This is a genomic window from Vibrio fluvialis (assembly GCF_900460245.1).
Lineage (GTDB): Bacteria > Pseudomonadota > Gammaproteobacteria > Enterobacterales > Vibrionaceae > Vibrio > Vibrio fluvialis.
Window position 1 is genome coordinate 2,345,775 of the sequence record NZ_UHIP01000001.1, and the last position, 19,451, is coordinate 2,365,225.

17 protein-coding genes are annotated in these 19,451 nt (G+C 52.9%); 7 read left to right on the top strand and 10 right to left on the bottom strand.

The features are described 5' to 3' along the window. Nucleotides 1-6: 6 nt before the first annotated feature. The 4 genes from DYA43_RS10995 to DYA43_RS11010 all read right to left on the bottom strand — a co-directional run bounded on the left by DYA43_RS10995 (nt 7) and on the right by DYA43_RS11010 (nt 3,505). A complete protein-coding gene (locus DYA43_RS10995; RefSeq protein WP_061056823.1) occupies nt 7-1,428 on the bottom strand; it encodes an MDR family MFS transporter in 1,422 nt (473 codons plus the stop codon). A gap of 133 nt (nt 1,429-1,561) precedes the next feature. Continuing rightward, nucleotides 1,562-2,227, bottom strand: a complete 666-nt coding sequence (locus DYA43_RS11000; protein WP_061056824.1) for a ChrR family anti-sigma-E factor — start codon at nt 2,225-2,227, stop codon at nt 1,562-1,564. Then, nucleotides 2,224-2,808: an RNA polymerase sigma factor gene (locus tag DYA43_RS11005; protein WP_020429868.1), complete on the bottom strand. Its 585-nt coding sequence runs from the start codon at nt 2,806-2,808 to the stop codon at nt 2,224-2,226. The genes DYA43_RS11000 and DYA43_RS11005 overlap by 4 nt, the downstream gene beginning before the upstream one ends. 118 nt (nt 2,809-2,926) lie before the next feature. After that, nucleotides 2,927-3,505 (bottom strand): LON peptidase substrate-binding domain-containing protein, encoded by a 579-nt coding sequence (locus DYA43_RS11010; protein WP_061056825.1) that lies wholly within the window; start codon nt 3,503-3,505, stop codon nt 2,927-2,929. Nucleotides 3,506-3,833: 328 nt separating this feature from the next. Between DYA43_RS11010 and DYA43_RS11015 the strand changes: the two genes are divergently transcribed. The 5 genes from DYA43_RS11015 (at nt 3,834) to DYA43_RS11035 (ending at nt 8,488) form a co-directional block, all read left to right on the top strand. Continuing rightward, nucleotides 3,834-4,637 (top strand): nucleoside-specific channel-forming Tsx family protein, encoded by an 804-nt coding sequence (locus tag DYA43_RS11015; protein ID WP_024373812.1) that lies wholly within the window; start codon nt 3,834-3,836, stop codon nt 4,635-4,637. A gap of 106 nt (nt 4,638-4,743) precedes the next feature. Beyond that, complete coding sequence (gene panE, locus DYA43_RS11020) at nt 4,744-5,634, top strand: 2-dehydropantoate 2-reductase (RefSeq protein WP_061056826.1); 891 nt, start codon at nt 4,744-4,746, stop codon at nt 5,632-5,634. Continuing rightward, entirely contained in the window at nt 5,631-6,230 is a 600-nt protein-coding gene (locus DYA43_RS11025; RefSeq protein WP_020330605.1) for a DJ-1 family glyoxalase III, read from the top strand. Before panE ends, DYA43_RS11025 begins: the two co-directional genes overlap by 4 nt. A 1-nt stretch (nt 6,231) precedes the next feature. After that, nucleotides 6,232-7,443 (top strand): cysteine desulfurase CsdA, encoded by a 1,212-nt coding sequence (csdA, locus tag DYA43_RS11030; RefSeq protein WP_020330604.1) that lies wholly within the window; start codon nt 6,232-6,234, stop codon nt 7,441-7,443. Nucleotides 7,444-7,564: 121 nt separating this feature from the next. Next, nucleotides 7,565-8,488 (top strand): endonuclease/exonuclease/phosphatase family protein, encoded by a 924-nt coding sequence (locus tag DYA43_RS11035; RefSeq protein WP_061056827.1) that lies wholly within the window; start codon nt 7,565-7,567, stop codon nt 8,486-8,488. On the opposite strand, the gene csdE is transcribed toward DYA43_RS11035, so the two are convergent. From csdE to DYA43_RS11055, 4 genes are all read right to left on the bottom strand, one after another. After that, nucleotides 8,485-8,922: a cysteine desulfurase sulfur acceptor subunit CsdE gene (gene csdE / locus DYA43_RS11040; RefSeq protein ID WP_061056828.1), complete on the bottom strand. Its 438-nt coding sequence runs from the start codon at nt 8,920-8,922 to the stop codon at nt 8,485-8,487. The two genes, DYA43_RS11035 and csdE, sit on opposite strands and share 4 nt — an antisense overlap. Nucleotides 8,923-8,937: 15 nt before the next feature. Continuing rightward, on the bottom strand, nt 8,938-9,747 hold the full coding sequence (gene tcdA, locus DYA43_RS11045; RefSeq protein ID WP_024373817.1) for a tRNA cyclic N6-threonylcarbamoyladenosine(37) synthase TcdA: 810 nt from the start codon (nt 9,745-9,747) through the stop codon (nt 8,938-8,940). Between the two features lie 106 nt (nt 9,748-9,853). Continuing rightward, nucleotides 9,854-10,969: a murein transglycosylase A gene (gene mltA / locus DYA43_RS11050; RefSeq protein ID WP_061056829.1), complete on the bottom strand. Its 1,116-nt coding sequence runs from the start codon at nt 10,967-10,969 to the stop codon at nt 9,854-9,856. 72 nt (nt 10,970-11,041) lie between these two features. Further along, entirely contained in the window at nt 11,042-11,479 is a 438-nt protein-coding gene (locus DYA43_RS11055; RefSeq protein WP_020429846.1) for a DUF2850 domain-containing protein, read from the bottom strand. Nucleotides 11,480-11,669: 190 nt separating this feature from the next. On the opposite strand from DYA43_RS11055, the gene argA reads away from it, so the two are divergent. Continuing rightward, nucleotides 11,670-13,007, top strand: coding sequence for an amino-acid N-acetyltransferase (argA, locus tag DYA43_RS11060; protein WP_024373819.1), 1,338 nt, complete (start codon nt 11,670-11,672; stop codon nt 13,005-13,007). A gap of 263 nt (nt 13,008-13,270) precedes the next feature. Further along, nucleotides 13,271-13,450, top strand: coding sequence for a hypothetical protein (locus DYA43_RS11065; RefSeq protein ID WP_020330596.1), 180 nt, complete (start codon nt 13,271-13,273; stop codon nt 13,448-13,450). Between the two features lie 57 nt (nt 13,451-13,507). Here DYA43_RS11065 and recD read toward each other — a convergent pair whose 3' ends face one another. Both recD and recB read right to left on the bottom strand, forming a co-directional pair. Next, nucleotides 13,508-15,661, bottom strand: coding sequence for an exodeoxyribonuclease V subunit alpha (gene recD, locus DYA43_RS11070; RefSeq protein ID WP_061056830.1), 2,154 nt, complete (start codon nt 15,659-15,661; stop codon nt 13,508-13,510). Then, a complete protein-coding gene (gene recB, locus DYA43_RS11075) occupies nt 15,658-19,284 on the bottom strand; it encodes an exodeoxyribonuclease V subunit beta (RefSeq protein WP_061056831.1) in 3,627 nt (1,208 codons plus the stop codon). Before recB ends, recD begins: the two co-directional genes overlap by 4 nt. Nucleotides 19,285-19,451: the final 167 nt, after the last annotated feature.

Sequence of the window (19,451 nt, forward strand, 5' to 3'; positions counted from 1 at the left end):
GCGTCTTTAACTGTAATCGTCGAGTTGAATCAGCGGTGCGCGCAGCGCATTGAGCAGGCACAAGAATGCCAGTGACGCCGCGAGCAGATACCCCGCCTGAAACGCATCAATGATCACCTCACGCGGAGTCTCCAATAAAGCCGTCAGCGAACTTTCCGCGCTGAATCCCGGAATTTGCGAGTAAATCAGCGTACCAAACACCGCAGTCCCCACTGACGCACCCAACGAGCGCGATAAGCCCGCCATCGAGGTAATCCGCCCCAGATTCGCTTTGCCCGCAATGGTCTGAATGGTAATTTGGGTCGACGGCATAATCGTGCCCAGCCCCAGACAACAGAAAAATCCGATAGCGCTGACGGTGTACGGGCTTAGATCCAGCATCGCCAAGCTGAAAAATGCCACCGAACTGACGGACATACCACACACTGGCACCCACTTCGGCACACCGGTACGGGAAATCACTTTACCCGTGATAAAAGATCCACAAATCACGCCTGCCGAAAGCGGAATCATCAACATCCCCGATTGTGCCACGCTGACGCCCAACCCCACCTGCAAGAAAATCGGTAGGAAAAACACCAGTGCAAACAAACAGGAAGCAAACAAAAACGTCGAGATGAGCGGAATGTGAATTTCCCGCTTTGCCAGCAGCGTCAACGGCAGAAAGGACTGTTTCACCCGTTGCTGCTGGGTGACAAACAGCGCCACCAGCACCGCAAATAACCCAAGCAGGATAAAGCTCATACTCGAATTCCAGGCAAAGTAATGACCACCAGCGGAGAGCCAATAAATAATGACGGTCATCAGGCTGGGAAAGAGAATCAACCCAAACACATCTATTCGGGCTTTGCTGGCTTTTTCCTGAGTCGATTTGAGCTTAGACAAACGATAGAGCGCAAAACCGACCAGCGGCAGGTTAATCCAGAACAGCCAGTGCCAGGTCAGATAGGTCACAATCACCCCGCCGAGCACCGGACCACCGATACTGGCGAGCGCAAACAACGAAGCGAAATAGCCCTGAAAACGCGCCCGTTGACGCGGCGGCACCAACTCACCAATCAGGGCCTGCGACAAGCTCATCAAGCCACCGCTGCCCAGCCCCTGAACGATTCGTCCGGCGACCAATAGCGGCATATTCACCGCCAAAGCGCACACGATAGAACCGAGCGCAAAAATGCTCAGCGCGATCGCCAACATTTTCTTACGCCCGTATTGATCCCCCAGCCAGCCGTACACAGGCACCGAAGCCGCCCCGGCCAGCATGTAACCAACGGCGATCCAGGAAGAGAGCTGCATGTCGCCAAGATCGCGCACCATGGCGGGAGTTGCGGTGGCGAGCAGCGTCTGGTCCACCGCAGCAAGAAACATCGGCAAAAAGACGGTGGTAAAAATAGTGAGAAAGGTTTTCTTATCAACGGGCTGAGACATAACGCATTCTATGTGGTGAAAACGTCACCATCATACACTGAACGAGAGTAACAAATGCCAGAGAAATGTAGTCCGGCAAAAAAAAGGCCACGCAACGTGGCCAAAATCAAGAAGGAGCTTAGGACTATAATATTTAGGGGTAAAGACCTTTTCCGAACAGGTTAAAGATGCGCGCCACCCCCTGAGTAAACACCATCGGCTGCGTCAGCACCGTCAGGCACAAACAATCCTGCTGATGCGCGGTTTGCGGTGAATGACGAATTGAGGCGTCACGCTGCAGGAAGTCTCCCGCATCATAATGACCATCTTCATCACTGAACGCGCCATGCAGCACCAGAGTCGATTCCATACCACGGTGAGTGTGCTGGGGAATACTGACGCCAGCGCTGATATACATCAGATTCATATGCACGTCATCATCGTTATGCAGTGGCAGACTGTACACTTTTCCGCCATAACTGCGCCATTTGGCATTGGGCGAAATCAGTCGCTTGAGCGCACGCGGCACAGGAATCTGTTTGCCGTTAACCGACACCAGCACAGGTTTGTTGCTCAGCGGTTTAGGCACAGGTTTCACCTCATGCGCGGTGATCTGGTTCAACATTTGCTGCCAATTGTGCTCGCTGTCACCAGCCTGCATATTGAGCAGTTCCGCGCCTTGTTGCTCTTCGAGCTGCTTGGCCTTGTGGCGGCAGCGAGGGCACATTTCCAAGTGAGTAGCCACAGCGAGGCCGTGGGTCGCGTCTATTGAGCCTTCGGCATAGGCTTCGATTAATTGAAGGTCAGGATGGTAGCTCATAACCGCTCCGCATCGATTGAAGTTCTAAGTTTTTCTACCGCTAAACGCAGGCGAGATTTCACCGTACCCAGAGGAATGTTGAACATTTCCGCTACCTGCTGATGAGGCAACTCCTCCAAATACACCGCCCGCACCACTTTTTGCTGCGCTTCCGGTAGCGTATCCAAAAATTTCAGCACCTGTTCTTTGAGCATTTCATGCTCCGGTGCGTAGTGTTCCACCATGTCAGGCGGACAAAAATCACTGGGCCAAATGTCATCGGCCAGCACGTGAGGTTCTTTGCCTTTCTGCTTGCGCAGCAGGTCAAAGCACAGATTACGTGCAATCGTGTATATCCAGGTCGATAACGAACTTTTGTCACCATCGAACAGGTGCGACTTTTGCCAAACCGTGGCCATCGTCTCTTGCACCAGCTCCAAAGCGACCTGCTCGTTGCCCAGATGCTTAAAAACAAACTGTTTCAAACGCGGCGAGAAATAGTGAAACACGACCGCAAACGCGTCTTTGTCATGCTGCTTCACTTTTTCCATACACACTGTCCAGTCCTGCCGGCTGAAAGTTTGTGGATTTACACTCGTCATAGGATGTCCTGTCCTTCGCAGCCCGAATTTCGGGCCCTCTGTCACCTAACGTCAACTTCTACGTCAGTACAGCAGATTCGATCACTCTGATCAGTATAGCGGTCTTGTTGCGACGGACTTAATCGTTGTAGGTCTCAATCGTCTGCGTCAGAAATGCCAACGCACGGTGACAATCCTCATGTTGCGACAGAGCATCAAACTGCTGATTCGACAGCGGCAACAGTTCCAGCCAGCGCTGCGCTACCCAACTGGCATCGTCGAAAAAACGATGCGGGTAGAGCTCGCCAATCTGAGGAAACTCTTTGTATAGATTCTGCAGATAATGACTGAGAAACATTTGTGCGTCACCAATGGATTCTGTCGGCCAACTGGGTTGCCATTCCACTTTTGCGCGGCGCAAGCCATCGTACTCCACCCGCACTTTGTGAATGGCGAAACGTTTGATGCCAACCACAGTGATGCCGAGCAATCCGTCACTTAGTGATTCAAAATCAACAATTTTTACCCATGTACCAAATTCAGAAAGTGGATTTGCATTTGGTTTGATTTTGCTATCAAACAAACACATTCCAAAACCGCTGTTCGCTTTGCTGCATTCTGCCACCATACGTTTGTATCTTGGTTCAAAAATGCGCAATTTCATCTTCCCTTCCGGCAAAACAATTGAGCTCAGCGGGAATAACATGATCTCTTCCATGCCAAATTCCTGTTTCCGAGTGTTTTTTGTGTCTACGAGATTGGCAAATTCTCCGATCACTTACTAAATATGTTGGTTAATCGATGTGCTTAAAACTTCGGTTTACCACCCACGCAAACGATCAAGATCACAATAAAAATGCAATAAAATGAAATATAAAAAAGTTCCCTAACTTTTATCAATACATGTGATCAATATCACTAAGAGTGATTATTTTTGCATCCTTTATCACTTTTAATTGAGAATTTTGTCGCTATTATTCCCGTCAATTGGAAGAGCCGAGGAATAATTGCTCTTCTGAATTAATACAAACATAGAGAGTCCCCTAATGCGTAAATCACTTTTAGCTCTTAGCCTTCTTGCGGCTACTTCAGCGCCAGTTCTGGCGGCTGACTATTCAGATGGCGATATCCACAAAAACGATTACAAGTGGATGCAATTCAACCTGATGGGTGCGTTTGACGAACTGCCAGGCGAGTCTAGCCACGACTACATGGAGATGGAGTTTGGTGGTCGCTCGGGAATTTTCGACCTGTACGGTTACGTTGACGTATTCAACCTAGCAAGCAAATCAAGCAGCGACAAAGCGACTGCAGGCAGCAAAATCTTCATGAAATTTGCTCCACGTATGTCTCTGGACGCACTGACTGGTAAAGATCTGTCTTTCGGTCCAGTACAAGAGCTGTACATTGCATCTCTGATCGAGTGGGACGGCGCAACTAACTACTCTGACTCATACGCAGTAAACAACCAAAAAATCGGTCTGGGTTCAGACGTGATGGTTCCTTGGTTGGGCAAAATTGGCGTAAACCTATACGCAACTTGGGATGGCGACGGTAAAGAGTGGAACGGTTACCACTTTGCTACTAACTGGTTCAAACCTTTCTACTTCTTTGAAAACGGTTCATTCATCTCTTACCAAGGTTACATCGATTACCAATTCGGTATGAAAGATGAGTTCGCATCTTCAAGCACTGGCGGCGCGATGTTCAACGGTATCTACTGGCACTCAGACCGCTTCGCAGTGGGTTACGGCCTGAAAGGCTACAAAGACGTTTACGGTATCAAAGACTCTGACTCTCTGAAGTCAACTGGCTTTGGTCACTACGTATCTGTAACTTACAAGTTCTAATTCTGACTTGCAGTTACGCAGAAAAGGCGCCGATGGGCGCCTTTTTTATTGCTTTCAGCAAGCTGAGCATTATCCTTAGCGCAAACCCTTAACCAAAGCATGTTCAATGAATATAGTGGTCGTTGGCCCGGGCGCGGTCGGCAGTTTGTGGGCCTACTCTCTGCAACAGGCCGGACATCGCGTATCACTGTGGGGCACTCCGGATACGTCTCACTGGGCACTTCAGCTTGATGAATCGCCCAGCATCGATTTTGCCTACAATCAACCAGACACCTTACGTCATGCCGATCTGTTGCTGATAACGGTCAAGGCCTGGCAAGTCGAATCTGCCCTACAGCCGCTGCTGCCGCTCATCGAACAAGAGACCATTTTACTGTTTATGCATAATGGGATGGGCGCACTGGATAATCTTGCTGACCGATTGCGCACGTTCCCGGCACTGCTTGCGACAACGACCCATGGTGCGCTGAAGACCTCCGCTCACACGGTGAAACACACCGGTCTTGGACATACTCAGCTAGGCACGTTTAATCCGCTCGGCGCCCAGTGCGAATTTATCGCCGAGGTGCTCAATCACGCTCTGCCTTCTGTGGCGTGGAACATGCACATCGAACAGGCATTGTGGCAAAAATTGGCGGTGAACTGCGCCATCAACCCGCTGACTGCGATTCATCACATTACCAATGGTGAACTGGCACAGCCACAGTACCGCCAGACATTAGATAGTATCGTGACAGAAGTCGTCAGCGTCATGCAGGCTGAACACATGCCTGTCGATCATGCGGCTCTCCGAGCAACGGTCGATAACGTGATACACGCGACCGCCGCCAATCGTTCTTCGATGCATCAGGATATTTTTCATCGTCGGCGAACCGAGATAGACTTTATTACGGGCTATGTGGTGCGCAAAGCACAGCAACACGGATTGGCCGTACCTGCCAATTTGGCTCTTTATCAACACATTCAATCAATCGAACAAAGTTGGACACAATCATGACAAAACGAATTCTGGTACCGATCGCTCCGGGCACCGAAGAGATGGAAGCCGTCACCATTATCGACATTCTGGTACGTGCAGGCTATCAGGTGGTTGTCGCCAGCGCTGATTTCGACGGTAAACTGACCATGACCGCCTCGCGCGGCGTGACGCTGACAGCGGAATGCAAGTTGGTCGACGTCGCTGACGACGAATTTGATGCGGTAGTGCTGGCTGGTGGTGTCGGCGGTGCGGAAAACTTTCGTGACAGCACACTGCTGGTCGAAATCATCAAACAGCAAAAATACGATGGTCGTTTGGTGGCTGCGATCTGCGCATCTCCGGCCGTCGTACTGCAACACCACGATCTGTTTCCGGGTGCACTGATGACCTGTCATCCGAATTTTCAGGATCGCATTCCGCAGGACTTATGGCGCAACCGCCGCGTGACGTTTGACGTCAACAACAACCTGCTCACCAGTCAAGGGCCAGGTACAGCGCTGGAATTTGCTGTGGAGATCATTGTGCAGTTGTCGGGCAAAGAACTGGCCCGCGAAGTGGCGCTGCCATTGGTCGCTCTGCCGCAACTGAACTACGAAAAGCTGGGTGAAGAGTAACATGTTAGACATCGCCGCCATTCGCGCGCAATTTCCCGCCCTCAATCAGACGGTAAATGAGCAGCCGCTGATCTATCTCGACAGCGCCGCGACGACGCAGAAACCTCAGGTCGTGATTGACGCGATTACCCGTTACTACAGCGCGCAAAACGCCAACGTGCACCGCGGCAGCCACAGCCTGACAGCACACGCCACCAGCCAGTTTGAAGCTGCGCGTGAGCGTGTGGCGCAATTTATCGGCGCGCCAAGTACTAAGAGCATCATCTGGACTCGCGGGGCAACCGAAGCACTCAACCTCATCGCACAAACTTACGCACGTAATACACTTAAAGCTGGCGATGAAATTCTGGTCAGCGAAACCGAGCACCACGCCAATATTGTGCCGTGGCAGATTGTCGCCGAACAGACGGGAGCCAAAGTAGTCAAGGTGCCGATGACCCGCGACGGTGAATTTGGTCTCGAAGCGTTCCATGAACTGCTGTCGGAACGCTGCAAAATCGTTGCGCTGGCCCACATCACCAATGTCACGGGCACACGCCAGCCGATTGAAACAGTGATCGCAGCCGCGCATCAAGTGGGTGCCATTGTCGTGGTCGATGGCGCTCAGGGTATTGTGCACGAAACCGTCGATGTGGCAGCTCTGGATGCCGACTTTTATGTCTTCTCCGGCCATAAGCTGTATGCGCCTGCCGGGATCGGCGTGTTGTACGGTAAGCAAGCATTATTGGAAGCGATGCCCCCGTGGCATGGTGGTGGCAAGATGGTGGAGAAAGTCTCGTTCGGCGGCACGACTTACTCCGGGCTACCGGGCAAGTTTGAAGCTGGCACACCGAACGTGGCAGGCGCGATTGCACTCAAAGCCGCCATCGACTGGTACAGCCGCTTTGAGCGTACTGAGGTTGAAGCGCATCTGCATCATCTGCAAACCCTGACCTATCAAGCACTGAGCAAAATGGAAGATATTCGAGTGCTGGGCTATCAGCCTGATGCCAGCATTCTGAGCGTGGTGATGGAGGGTGTGCACCATCAGGATCTCGCCACCTTACTCGATCAACAAGGCATTGCTGTGCGCGCAGGTCATCACTGTGCTCATCCGTTAATGGAAGCGTTTGGCGTCAAAGGCACCGTGCGGATTTCGTTTGGCATTTACAACTCTGAGCAGGAAGTCGCGCAGCTGATCAAAGCGATCGAAAAAGCGGTCGACATTCTCTAGAAAAAGAGTCGCCACGTGCTGAGACCAATAAGCCGGGCTTAGAGTGAAAAGAAGAGAACTGTCTCAACAGAATTGATTGCTAGACTAACTGAAGTATCGCCTCAAAAGGAACGAGCCAGAGATGAGCAAAAAAGTGGGATTGTGGCTACTCATCATGCTCTTTGCCCTGTTTTACTGGGTAGTTCAAGCTCAGCAACAGATATGGTGGGGAGAGAACCTCGCCGCCTATCCGCCGCTTTTTATTCTGCCGTTCGTTATTTTACTGCTGGTCGGCTTGTACCAAAAAGCTTGGCTCGCCGTGTTAGCCTGCATTTTCTTCATTGCCTATCTGGTTCTTGCCGCACCACACGATTCCGCGGTCGTGAATCGCGAGTGCCACCATCCGGTGCGCATCTTTCAATACAACATGTTGTTTTCCAATCAACATGTGGATCAACTGATTGCGTATCTATCCAAAGAGCAACCGGATCTGGTGGTATTGCAAGAGGTGACGGTTAACCATTTCGAACAATTGCAGTCGCTTGATGAGCGCTATCCCTATCGCTTTGGTGGGCAACCCAAAGTCGGTTTACCCTCCCATCAATTGATTTTTTCCCAGCAACATCTGTATGGGATGCACGCCTATTATTACGAGGGTTACCACAATTTCATTCGAGGCATTTGGCAACTGGATGAGAACCATCCCGTGTCGCTGCTGATTGCTCATCCCCCCTCGCCTCGCAACAATGAGCTATGGCAAAGAAGAAATGCGCTCATTCAGGCTTTGGAGTATCAAACGACACAAAGCCCAACCGAAGATATTCTTGTTATTGGAGATATGAACTTGTCAGGACAGAGCGCACGCTTTCATACGCTTTTTCGGCAGATGCAGACCGTTCCGATTGCAAGTTGGCCGAATCACCCAAAGTTTGCACTGCCTGCGTGGCTAAAAATTTCGATTGATCATTTGTGGCTAAATAGCGAACTCGCTATCTGCAAAAGAGAAACCGTCCAAGAACTGAACGGCTCAGATCATAGCGCGATAATGACTTACGTAGGCCGTTAACGGCTAGGCTGCGTCATGGTTTGGATCTGCTCGACGATGGCGCGCAGACCGTTGCCGCGTGATGGGCTCAAATGGGCAATCAAACCCAGTTGGTCAAAATAGTCATTGATGTCGAAAGCCTGAATCTCAGCGGCCGTTTTTCCGTCAAACGCCGCCAGCACAATCGCAATCAAGCCGCGCACGATACGCGCGTCAGAATCGGCGCAGAAATGCCATACGCCATCTTGCGGCTCACCCACCAGCCACACCAGACTCTCGCAGCCCGATACCGTCACCTGTTCGCTTTTCAGTTCTTCAGGCATCTGAGGGAGTTTTTTCCCCCACTGAACCACCTGACGATAGCGATCTTCCCAGCCGTGCAGGGATTGCATCGTCGTGACGATCTGTTCACTGGTGATTTCACGACCAAACGGAGATGTGGGATAGCGAGACATAACAACCCTGCCTATTTATTTTCTGTGTTTCTGAATCAGTTTTTCGACGATGCGTGAGACCGCAACAAAACCAAAGGTTGCCGTGACGACAGTGGCTGCGCCAAAGCCGCTGGCACAATCCATGCGCTTCGGACCTTCCGCCGTCGATTTCACCGCGCACACACTGCCATCCGCTTGCGGGTACTTGAGCTGCTCGGTTGAAAAAACGCAGTCGATACCAAACTTACGCGCCGGATTGGTCGGGAAATTGTGGAAACGGCGCAAGCGATCTTTGATTTTCTTCGCCAGCGGATCCTGAATGGTTTTGGTTAGATCAGCGACCATGATTTGAGTAGGATCGGTCTGACCGCCCGCACCACCAGTGGTGATCACTTTGATTTTATTGCTGCGGCAGTACGCCAGCAGCGACGCTTTGGCTTTCACGCTGTCAATGGCATCAAGCACGTAATCGAACTCTTTGCTCAGGTATTCATGCTGATTGTCCGGAGTGATGAAATCGTCAATCAAATTAACTTTGCATTCCGGGTTGATCAGTTTCACCCGTTCTGCCATCACTTCAATCTTGCTCTTGCCGACGTTGCCGCTCAGCGCATGGATCTGACGGTTAATGTTGGTCACACACACGTCGTCCATATCAATCAGCGTCAGTTCGCCAATGCCAGTACGCGCCAGTGCTTCCACCGCCCAGGAACCGACACCGCCGATGCCGATGACACACACATGCGCCGCTCGCAGAATATCGACTTCAGAGTGGCCGTATAAACGGCGGGTACCACCAAAACGCTGGTTGTAACTGTCTGAGGCTGGAGTATCGAGTTCACGCATGTTCATCATCCAAAATCGGGATCGTTAATCCGCAATGATAAGGTTCACAAAAAGAAAGAGTGCGATTTATACGCACTCTTTTCGAAAAAGTCTAGCTGACCGCGGGCTATTGTAACTTCTCTGGCGGCAGAGCCCAAGGTGCTTGTGTCGGTGAGTTTTCTAGCCCCAGTTTCCACACGCGGCCGAAGTGCTTGTAGTGACCGGCTTCAGTGCCAGCACGCGGCCCCATGCCGTGATAGAGATCGAGATGGTTCTGTTTCACCGCTCCGCCGGTATCGAGCACAATCAGCAGACGCAACTGATGCGCGCCCGACCACGTGCCATCGGCATTGAGTAGCGGCACTTCGGCCAGAATCGGTGTGCCCATCGGGAACAGCGAACGGTCGCCAGCGACGGAGGCCATTGGCAATAGTGGAATACCCGCACTGCCCGTCACAGGCGCCGCGGCGCGTGGCTCAAAAAACACGTACGACGGGTTCTGCTCTAGCAGCTCTTTGACGGTGGCATCATCGTTAGCCAGCACCCAGTCTTTGATCGCTTTGAGCGACATCTTTTCACGCTCAACCAACCCGCGTTCAATCAGAATACGGCCGATGCTGACATAAGCCTTGTTGTTCTTGCCGGCGTAGGCAAAGTATTCCAGCGTGTCGTCATCGCCAAAATGGACAAAACCGCTGCCCTGCACTTCCATAATAAATGGGTCGATACGATTGGCCGCAAAGCCCAGCTCCAGCCCCTGGCCACTCAGTGCGCCATCATAGATTTGCGCGCGGGTCGGACACTCAGCATCACAGGCAGGCATGCCATAGACCGGGAAATGGAACTCAGGATCCGGCGTATGACGCAACTCAATCACCGGAGAAAAGTAGCCGGTAAACAGCACGTTGCCCTGCTTATCGCCGCCGCCCAACTGCGCGGCCTGCACGCCAAACAGAGCCAGCTCGGCCGGATCGCCACTTTGTAACACCCAATCATTAAGCTTTTGATACAGCGGCCCATAAATCGCAGCCATCGACGGCGACTTCTCCACCACTTGCTCGCTCTGCTTGGCAAACTCGGTGAAATCACGCGGTTTATTGGATTCGATCTGCTCGACTTTGTTCAGCGTCTGCGGGAATTCATCATCCAGATATTGCTGGGCACGATCCGTTGGTTGCGCACAACCGAACAGAACCGTCAGAGGGAGTGCCAGAGTGGCAAATGGGAAAAGACGTTTTATCACTGGAGTTTATCCGTTATCGAAGTTCAGCGAAAAGGATGACAAACTCCAGTAAGAAGCGCAATTGTCGAATTGTTAACGAAGGTTTTTTTGATGTTTTCCTGACAATTGGAAGGTCGGATTGTAATGTGCGGGTGAAATCAGCGTCATTTCGGTGTTCTCTTCATTCAGCATTTTGTAGCGATACTCCTGATCACCGATACGATACTCAAGATAACGACCATTAAAATCGAACGATGTCGTCACCACGCGTCCTTCGATCACCACGCCTTTCGCTTCCAGTTCGATTTTCTGCGCTGCATAAGGCGCGACATTCTGCTCCACCCACAAACCATAAACATCGCTTTTTGGTGGCAAAAACAGGTCGGCAACGCGTCCGAACACATTGCTGACCATTACGATCACTATTATCGTTCCAACGAGAGCGATCGAGAGCAGCATGCGCTCAATGGCTTTTCGTTTACGTAGACGAAGTTCGTCATTCACTGGCTCTAACGCCTCACTTTTAAGCATTTTGTTTCCATCTGAGTTGACGGTTTACGGCACCCTCGGCCTGACTTCGCTGACAGTCTATCTCAGCCTTATCACACGACTGAAACGTCACGACGATATTTTGCATCAGACTCAAAAAAACCACTTGTCTCAAGATGAATAAAAAGTCATTATTTGGACATATTTAAACATTCAATTCGAGTATCCGGCCGTGAAAATTCGTAGTACCGCCCTTGTTAAGGGCTTCAGACAATCAGCCCCTTATGTCAACGCTCACCGCGGCAAAATCATGGTGGTGATGGTTGGCGGCGAAGCGATTGCTGATAAGAATTTCTCAAACATTATCAGCGACCTGGCACTGCTACATAGTCTGGGCGTCAAGATAGTACTGGTTCACGGCGCGCGCCCACAGATCAATCAGATTTTAGCTACCCACAATCGCTCTACGCCTTATCACAAAGGCATTCGCGTTACCGACGAAGAAGCGCTCAGCTTGGTTATGCAAGCGGCGGGTCAACTGCAACTGGCGATCACCGCCCGTCTTTCGATGAGCCTCAACAACACACCGATGGCCGGAACTCAGCTCAACGTCGTCAGTGGTAACTTTGTTATCTCTCAACCATTAGGTGTAGATGACGGCATCGATTATTGCCATAGCGGACGCATTCGCCGCATTGACATCGATGGCATCAACCGCACGCTCGATCAGGGTTCTATCGTCGTTCTTGGCCCGATAGCAAGTTCAGTCACCGGAGAATGTTTTAATCTTCTCTCTGAAGAAGTGGCGACCCAAGTGGCGATAAGATTAAAAGCCGATAAGCTGATCGGCTTTTGTTCCACTCAAGGTATCATCGATGAAAATGGTAACTCGATTGCCGAGCTGTTTCCGGCGGATGTCGAGAAAATCGTTAGCCGTTTGGAATCAGAAACCAATCCGGATATTGATGACACCACTGGTACCCTGCGCTTTTTACGCGCGGCGATTGCCGCCTGCCGCGCTGGAGTTCCGCGCAGCCATTTAGTCAGTTACAAGGAAGATGGCGCACTGATTCAGGAGCTGTTCTCGTTTGACGGTATCGGGACTCAGATCGTCATGGCGAGTGCCGAACAAGTACGTCTGGCGCAGATTGACGACATCGGCGGCATCTTCGATTTAATTCGTCCGCTGGAAGAACAAGGGATTCTGGTGCGCCGCTCGCGCGAGCAGCTCGAGCAAGAGATCCACAAATTCACCATCATCGATAAAGATGGCCTGCTGATTGGCTGCGCCGCCTTGTATCCGTATCAGGAAGAGAGCATGGCCGAAATGGCGTGCGTAGCGATTCATCCGGAATACCGTGATGGTAACCGTGGCTTGCTGCTACTCAACCACATGAAGCATCAGGCGAAACAGATGGGCATTCAACGTCTGTTTGTGCTGACGACGCACAGTTTGCACTGGTTCCGCGAACAAGGGTTTATTGAAGTGGGTGTCGATAAATTACCGATGGCAAAACAGAGTCTGTACAACTATCAGCGCCGCTCAAAGATCTTGATTTTGAACCTGTAATCGTCCTTACACAGCCTGTTTTTACCAAACAGGCAGCATAAATCGCTAAAATTAAGTCAAACAGAAAGCTGCAATCCATTGCATCTTTCTGTTCATAAAATCACCACTTTTCAAACTGTAAATAACTGTGTAAAATTCGCCCACTTGTGACTTAGATCTACTTTTGAGTTACAAGCTCTAGGACTCTTACTAAGCTTTGGCTGGCTTAGACATCGCATGGATTGCTTTTATTACTAAAACAAGTACTTAAGAGCAAACTTTCTATGAAAACCGTTATTTGTAACTCTCTGCAAAGCTTTTGGGATATGGCCGACAACCAGTTTCTTGAAGGGTTAGATGTACATTGCGTTTTTCCCGTCAGTGAAAATCTCAGGGCTTTTATCCTTGGCTCGAAAGAGCGCTACCGCATTCGTAGTATTACTTTCACGAAAGCGTTTATCTGACAAAATTCAATCTGGCAGCCTCAATGGCTGCCAGCTTCATTTTGTCGCTCTCAACGATTAGGCGTCGTCGCCCATATCCATCAAACGCTCCACCAATCCACTTGCGCGTTGCGTTTTGAGTTTAATGCCGCGTTTGAGCACTCCCATATCGCAATACAGCGCGAGCTGCTTCTTGGCGCGAGTGATGCCGGTGTAAATCAACTCACGGGTTAAAATCGGGCTGAATTCCGGCGGCAGAATCATCACAGTGAACTCAAATTCACTGCCCTGCGATTTGTGAATCGTCATCGCATAGGCGGTTTCGTGTTGCGGCACTCGGCTGGGCAACACCGCTTTGACGCTGCCATCGGGCAGTTCAAAGTAAACTTTCAGGCGCTGCTGCTCATCTTGCTCATCGCGCAGACAAATCCCGATATCACCGTTGTACAGGCCAAGACCATGATCGTTGCGCGTCACCATCACCGGGCGTCCGGCATACCAGATTTCATCCTGTACTTTAATTTTCTTGCGCGCAGCCAGCGCCCGCTCAATGCGGTAGTTAAGTCCGCTGACACCAAAATCGCCTTCTCGCACCGCGCACAATAAACGCGCGCGGCCAAAGGCCTGCAACGCATCGCGCGCTTTCTCAGCCATATTTTGCGACGGCGTAAGCGGCGTTGCCATCAATGCCAGATACGGCGAATAAGCGCCCACCAGAGATTGCAACATCTGGTTGTAGTGCTCGCTGCTGAGCGCAAAGTGTTGGATGTCGCTAAATGCTTCCTGCCATACTTTATCCACCCACAAGGCCTGACCACTGTTGATGGCTTTCGCCAACTGACCAATGCCGGAGCACGCATCAAACCGGTAACTCTTTTGCAGCATGCACAAGCTATCGGCAATGCGATGCTCGGCGTGACGCGGGCTGAGCGCCGCAGACTGAAAGCCGGTCAGCTCAGACAACAAACGGCTCTGCTCTTTGCTGTAACCTTGGTAAAGAAACGAGCAGATATCGCCCAGCACGGCGCCCGCTTCCACCGACGCCAACTGATCTTTATCGCCGAGTAATATCAGCCGCGCACTGTCCGGCAGCGCATCGACCAATTTGACCATCATGGGCAAATCGACCATCGACGCCTCATCGACCACCAGCACATCAAGGTGCAGGCGATTGCCTGCATGATGACGAAACTCGGCGCTGTCGGGAATCGCTCCCAACAAGCGGTGAATGGTGCTCGATTCGGTAGGGATCAGCGCTTTGAGCTCAGGCTCTACGGCTAAGCTTGCCACCGCTTTACCGATCGATTCGGTCAGCCGCGCGGCCGCTTTACCCGTCGGTGCCACCAGTTTGATGGTCGGCGTGTGCTGCGCTTGTTGCGCCTGACTGATCAGCGCCGCCAGCAATTTGGTCACGGTGGTCGTTTTGCCCGTACCGGGACCACCGGAAATCACCGCAAAACGGCGCGTCAGGGCAATCGCGGCCGCCACTTTCTGCCAGTTCAGACAGTGCGCTTGGGGCACCAAGGTATCCAGCGGCGCGAAATCCTCGCTGCGTTTGGCCTGTTGCAACACGCCATCAATCGCTTCCCAATCGAGCCCGGACTCGTCGACCACATCAAGTAAGTCGCACACCAAACGTTGACGCGCCACCTGATTCAATGCCAACGCTGCCCCCTTGCGCTGCAAGGCTTGCTGTAAAAAACGATAGTCGCGGGCAAACAACGTATCGAGTCGCTGGCGAAGATTTTGGACTGCCATAGGCTTTAAGATCATAGGTGTCCCAAAGCTCTGCAAACGCGCCGCCAAGGTCACTTCATAATGCCAATAACGATGCAGGTACAAGCGCTGACCATCAAACATCAGCGGCACCGCTTCACCGCGTACGCCAATCAGCGGCGTGCGCGCCACCAGTGCCGCCCAATCCACAGACAACCACAGCTGATTTAGCGGCAGGGCAGCCTCGCCATACACCCCCACCTTACTCGCCAGTTCAACCCGGTTGCCCTGCTCATCGACCAGCGGCAAACAGATATGACCGCGCCCCAGTTCGGCACTGACCGCCGCAGCGGCTAACATCAACGCCGCGCGCTCGTGATCGCTCAGCGTCCCCGCGTCGGTTTGTTGAGCGAGGAAATGAGCAAACTGGTAATCGAGCTGGCGCAGTGCGCCCTGCGCCGCCAGTTGCTTTAACTGCGCGCTCACCTGCGCAAAATCCAAACGGACATCCATCATAAATCCAACTCCATCTGTCCGGCGGACGTGGTGCGCGAAGTCATCTCTTTACCTTGAATCAGATAATCCAGCTCTTCCAACATTGCCTGACTCGGCTTGGCGTTGAAAATTCCGTGTTGCGACGTGCCATCCATACCGCGTAAAAACAGGTAATAAACGCCGCCAAAGTGCTGCTGATAGTCATAGCCCGCCAAACGGCTTCGCAGAAAACGGTGCAGCGCCAGCGCATAGAGCTGATACTGCAAATCGTAGCGGTGCTCAGCCATCGCCTGCGCTAACCGCGCGCCCTGATACGCGGCGACTTCATCACCCAGATGGTTGGATTTCCAGTCCAGCACGTAATATTTGCCCTGATGTTCAAACACCAAGTCGATAAATCCTTTCAGCATACCCTGCACGGTGTAGAAGCCGAGATCGCCCGCTTTAGCTGACAGCGGGTCATGGCGCTGCACCACACGGTTCAGGGCGGGCGCACTGAGTACTTCGATGGGCAATAAAAACTCCATCTCGGTCAGGCGCTGATGCGGCGCTTTTTGGTTGAGGCACAAGTCTTTGCCGTTAAGCGGCGTGCTCAATACGGTATCCACCAGCGATTGCAGCACTGGCAGCCAGTCGGTATCGATCTGCTCGCGTTCCATCAAGTCGGTAATGATGCGCGTGTTGTGTTCATCGCCAGCCGGTTGCGTGAACTCCACTTCTTCAAACAGGCTGTGCAGAAATGTGCCGGGCTGCGCGCCGCGCGGGAAGGTGAAAATCGAGCGCTCGGGTTCAACCAATGCCGCCTCATCGTGCTCATCGGCCGAGTCAACATCAAAGCCGCCGATTTCAAAACTGGCATCATGCTGATGACTGCCCTGTTTGACCAAGCCGGAATAACTGGTGATGCGCCACAGGTGATCAATCTCGTGGCTCAGCGAACGCGCGCTCAGCGGCGGCAACGGCTCATCCAACGGCACAAACACTGACTCAGGCACTGCAGGCGGCTCTGTCACCGCGACACACGCCAGCGCCGTCTGTTGATGCAGTGATTCCGCGAGCAGCGCCAAGCCGCCTTGCTGGGCATTTTGCAACAAATAGCCCAGCGCGCTGTAATGCACGCCGGTCGGCTCTTTACTGGAACGGCCGTTACGCAGCGGCGCCACACCAATAAAGCAGCCGTACACGGCGCGGGTCAGGGCCACATAAATCAGGCGCAGATCTTCCGCCAGACGCTCTTTGTCCGCTTGTTGAATCGAGGCTTCCTGACCGCTGATGTCCAGCAAGGTCTTACCGCTGCTGGCATCGTAATACTTGCCTTCGCTCGCTTCGCGATAGCTGAGTACAAAGGGTAAAAACACCAGTTCGTACTCCAGACCTTTGGATTTGTGGATAGTGACGATCTGCACCAGATTGCGCTCAGATTCGAGGCGTTGAATCGCCTCATCGCTGGCGCCCAGCCCTTGTTCGGCATCAGCGATCGACTGCGCCAACCAGCGCAGCAGGCCATGATCGCTGTCGATCTCCTGCGTCGCTTGTTGCAGCAATTCACTCAGGTGCATGAAATCCGTCAGTTGGCGTTCGCCGTCGGGCTCTTCCAGCCAGCGCTCGGCAATGTGGCGCAGACTCAACACCGCGCGCAGCATCGGCAGCACGCCGCGATCGAGCCACAACTGTCGATACTGTTTGAATTCGTTCAGCGCATTTTCCCACTCATTTTCATCGTTATTGAGGGCGTCCAACTGCTGCGCATTGAGCGCAAACAACGGGGAAGCGAGCGCCGCGCGCATGGCGCGATCGTTATCCGGGGTCAGCACCGCTTGCAGCAGGCGCTGCATATCCGGGGCAATCGCGCTGGTAAACACGCTGTCGCGGTTCGAGAGATACACGCTGGCAATGCCTTGCTGAGCCAGCGCGTCTTTGATCAAACGCCCTTCATTTCCGGTGCGCACCAGCACCGCGATGTCACCCGCTTGAATGCTGTCGCAGGCTTGAATAGCTCCGCCGTGAGTAAACTGCGCCTGCCCTTGCTGCGCCGCTGTCAAAATGGTTTGAATCTGGCTTGCGGTTGCCGCCGCCATGGTGTCGAGATACGCGCCTTTGGTCACTGGCGCGTCAGCCGCCATCGCCCAGTAGGTCAGTGCAGGCTGAACCTCACCGTTCAACAGCCAAGCACGGCCAGCCGCTTTCGGGCTGGCGCTGACCGGCAAAAACGGAATGTCGTTGTCGTAAATAAACGGGCTGTCCGGCAGGGTAAACACCTGATTCACCGCCGCCACCATGTCGGCGCTGGAGCGCCAGTTGGTGCCGAGCGTGTAGTGCGCGCTCACCTGATTGCGCGCCTTGATGTAGGTAAAAATGTCTGCGCCGCGAAAACCGTAAATCGCCTGTTTCGGGTCGCCGATCATAAACAGACCGCACTGCGGATGCGGCAGATAAATGCGGCTGAAAATGCTGTATTGCAGCGGGTCGGTGTCCTGGAATTCGTCGATCATCGCCACCGGATAGAGCGTGCGAATGCGCGCTGCCAGTGTGCCTTCATCGTCACCATCCAGCGATGCGGACAACTGAGTCAGCAGGTCATCGAACGACAGCCACTGCTTGCTGGCTTTGGCTTTCGCCAGCAACGTGCGACAGTGAGTGATCGCGTGCGCCAGCAGCGGCGCTTCCAAGCTGACTGGCTCCGCCAAAAACGCCTGCACGGCCTCAAACACCGCATGACGCGGCGCATCGCCCGATGGCGTTTTCTCCACCAGCACATCCTGAGCAAAACGCTCCAGCTTGTCCGACACCTCGTAACCATGGGTTGGCTGCGCCGCCCAGTCCGACACCGCGGCGATCCACTCCGGCAATGATTTCTTGGTGTAGCTGCGCTTGTTAATGCCGGAATTGGCGATGCAATCATGAATGTCATCGGCCGCCGCCAGCCACGCAGCTTTCATAGCATCAATGCGAGTCAGGTTGTGCTGATGCAGCGCCGCGAGGTCGCCCTCCATCACCGGCGTCGTCAGCGACAGCGGCGCGCCGGTCAGATAGCCGCCGATTTTTTCCAGCAGCGCCGCCGGCGATGCCCACAAGCGGCGCACTTCCGCCGCCAGATTAAGCGGCAACGGATAAAACTGACGGCGCCAGTAATCGGCCACCACTTGCGCTTTCAAATGGCTTTCATCGGTGACAAATTCGTTGTTGAAACGGCTGCCGGACTCAAATGCGTTTTGCGTCAGCATGCGCTGACAAAAGCCGTGAATGGTGTAGACCGCCGCTTCATCCATTTGGCGCTCCGCATTGAGCAAGAGCCGTGTCGCCAGTTGGTGATCGGCAAATTCCGCCAACAGCGGCTGAATCACCGGGTCATCACTTTTCCCGCGGCTGAACGCCAGACGCGCATCGTGAATGCGGGCGCGAATTCGGTCTCGCAACTCAGCGGTCGCCGCTTCGGTAAAGGTCACCACCAGAATCTGATCGACCGTCAATGCGCTGGCATGACGGGTGTGTTCTGTCCCATGGCCGAGCAGCAAACGCAGATACAATCCGGCGATGGTAAAGGTTTTACCCGTACCCGCCGACGCTTCAATCAGACGCGCGCCGTGCAGCGGAAACGTCATGGTTTCCAGTGGCGTCGCAGTTATGTTGGCAGTGACACTCATATTTCCAGTTGCCTTTGGGTCATTATTCGAAAATTTATGTGATCCGAATTAAATAATTCTATGAATCTGTGCAAAAACTTGCCCAGACAGAGGGTTATGGGATCGGACTCACAGCGCGCACCATATTGGATCATTACACTGCACCCCATTGATGCAAGCCCCGCTTG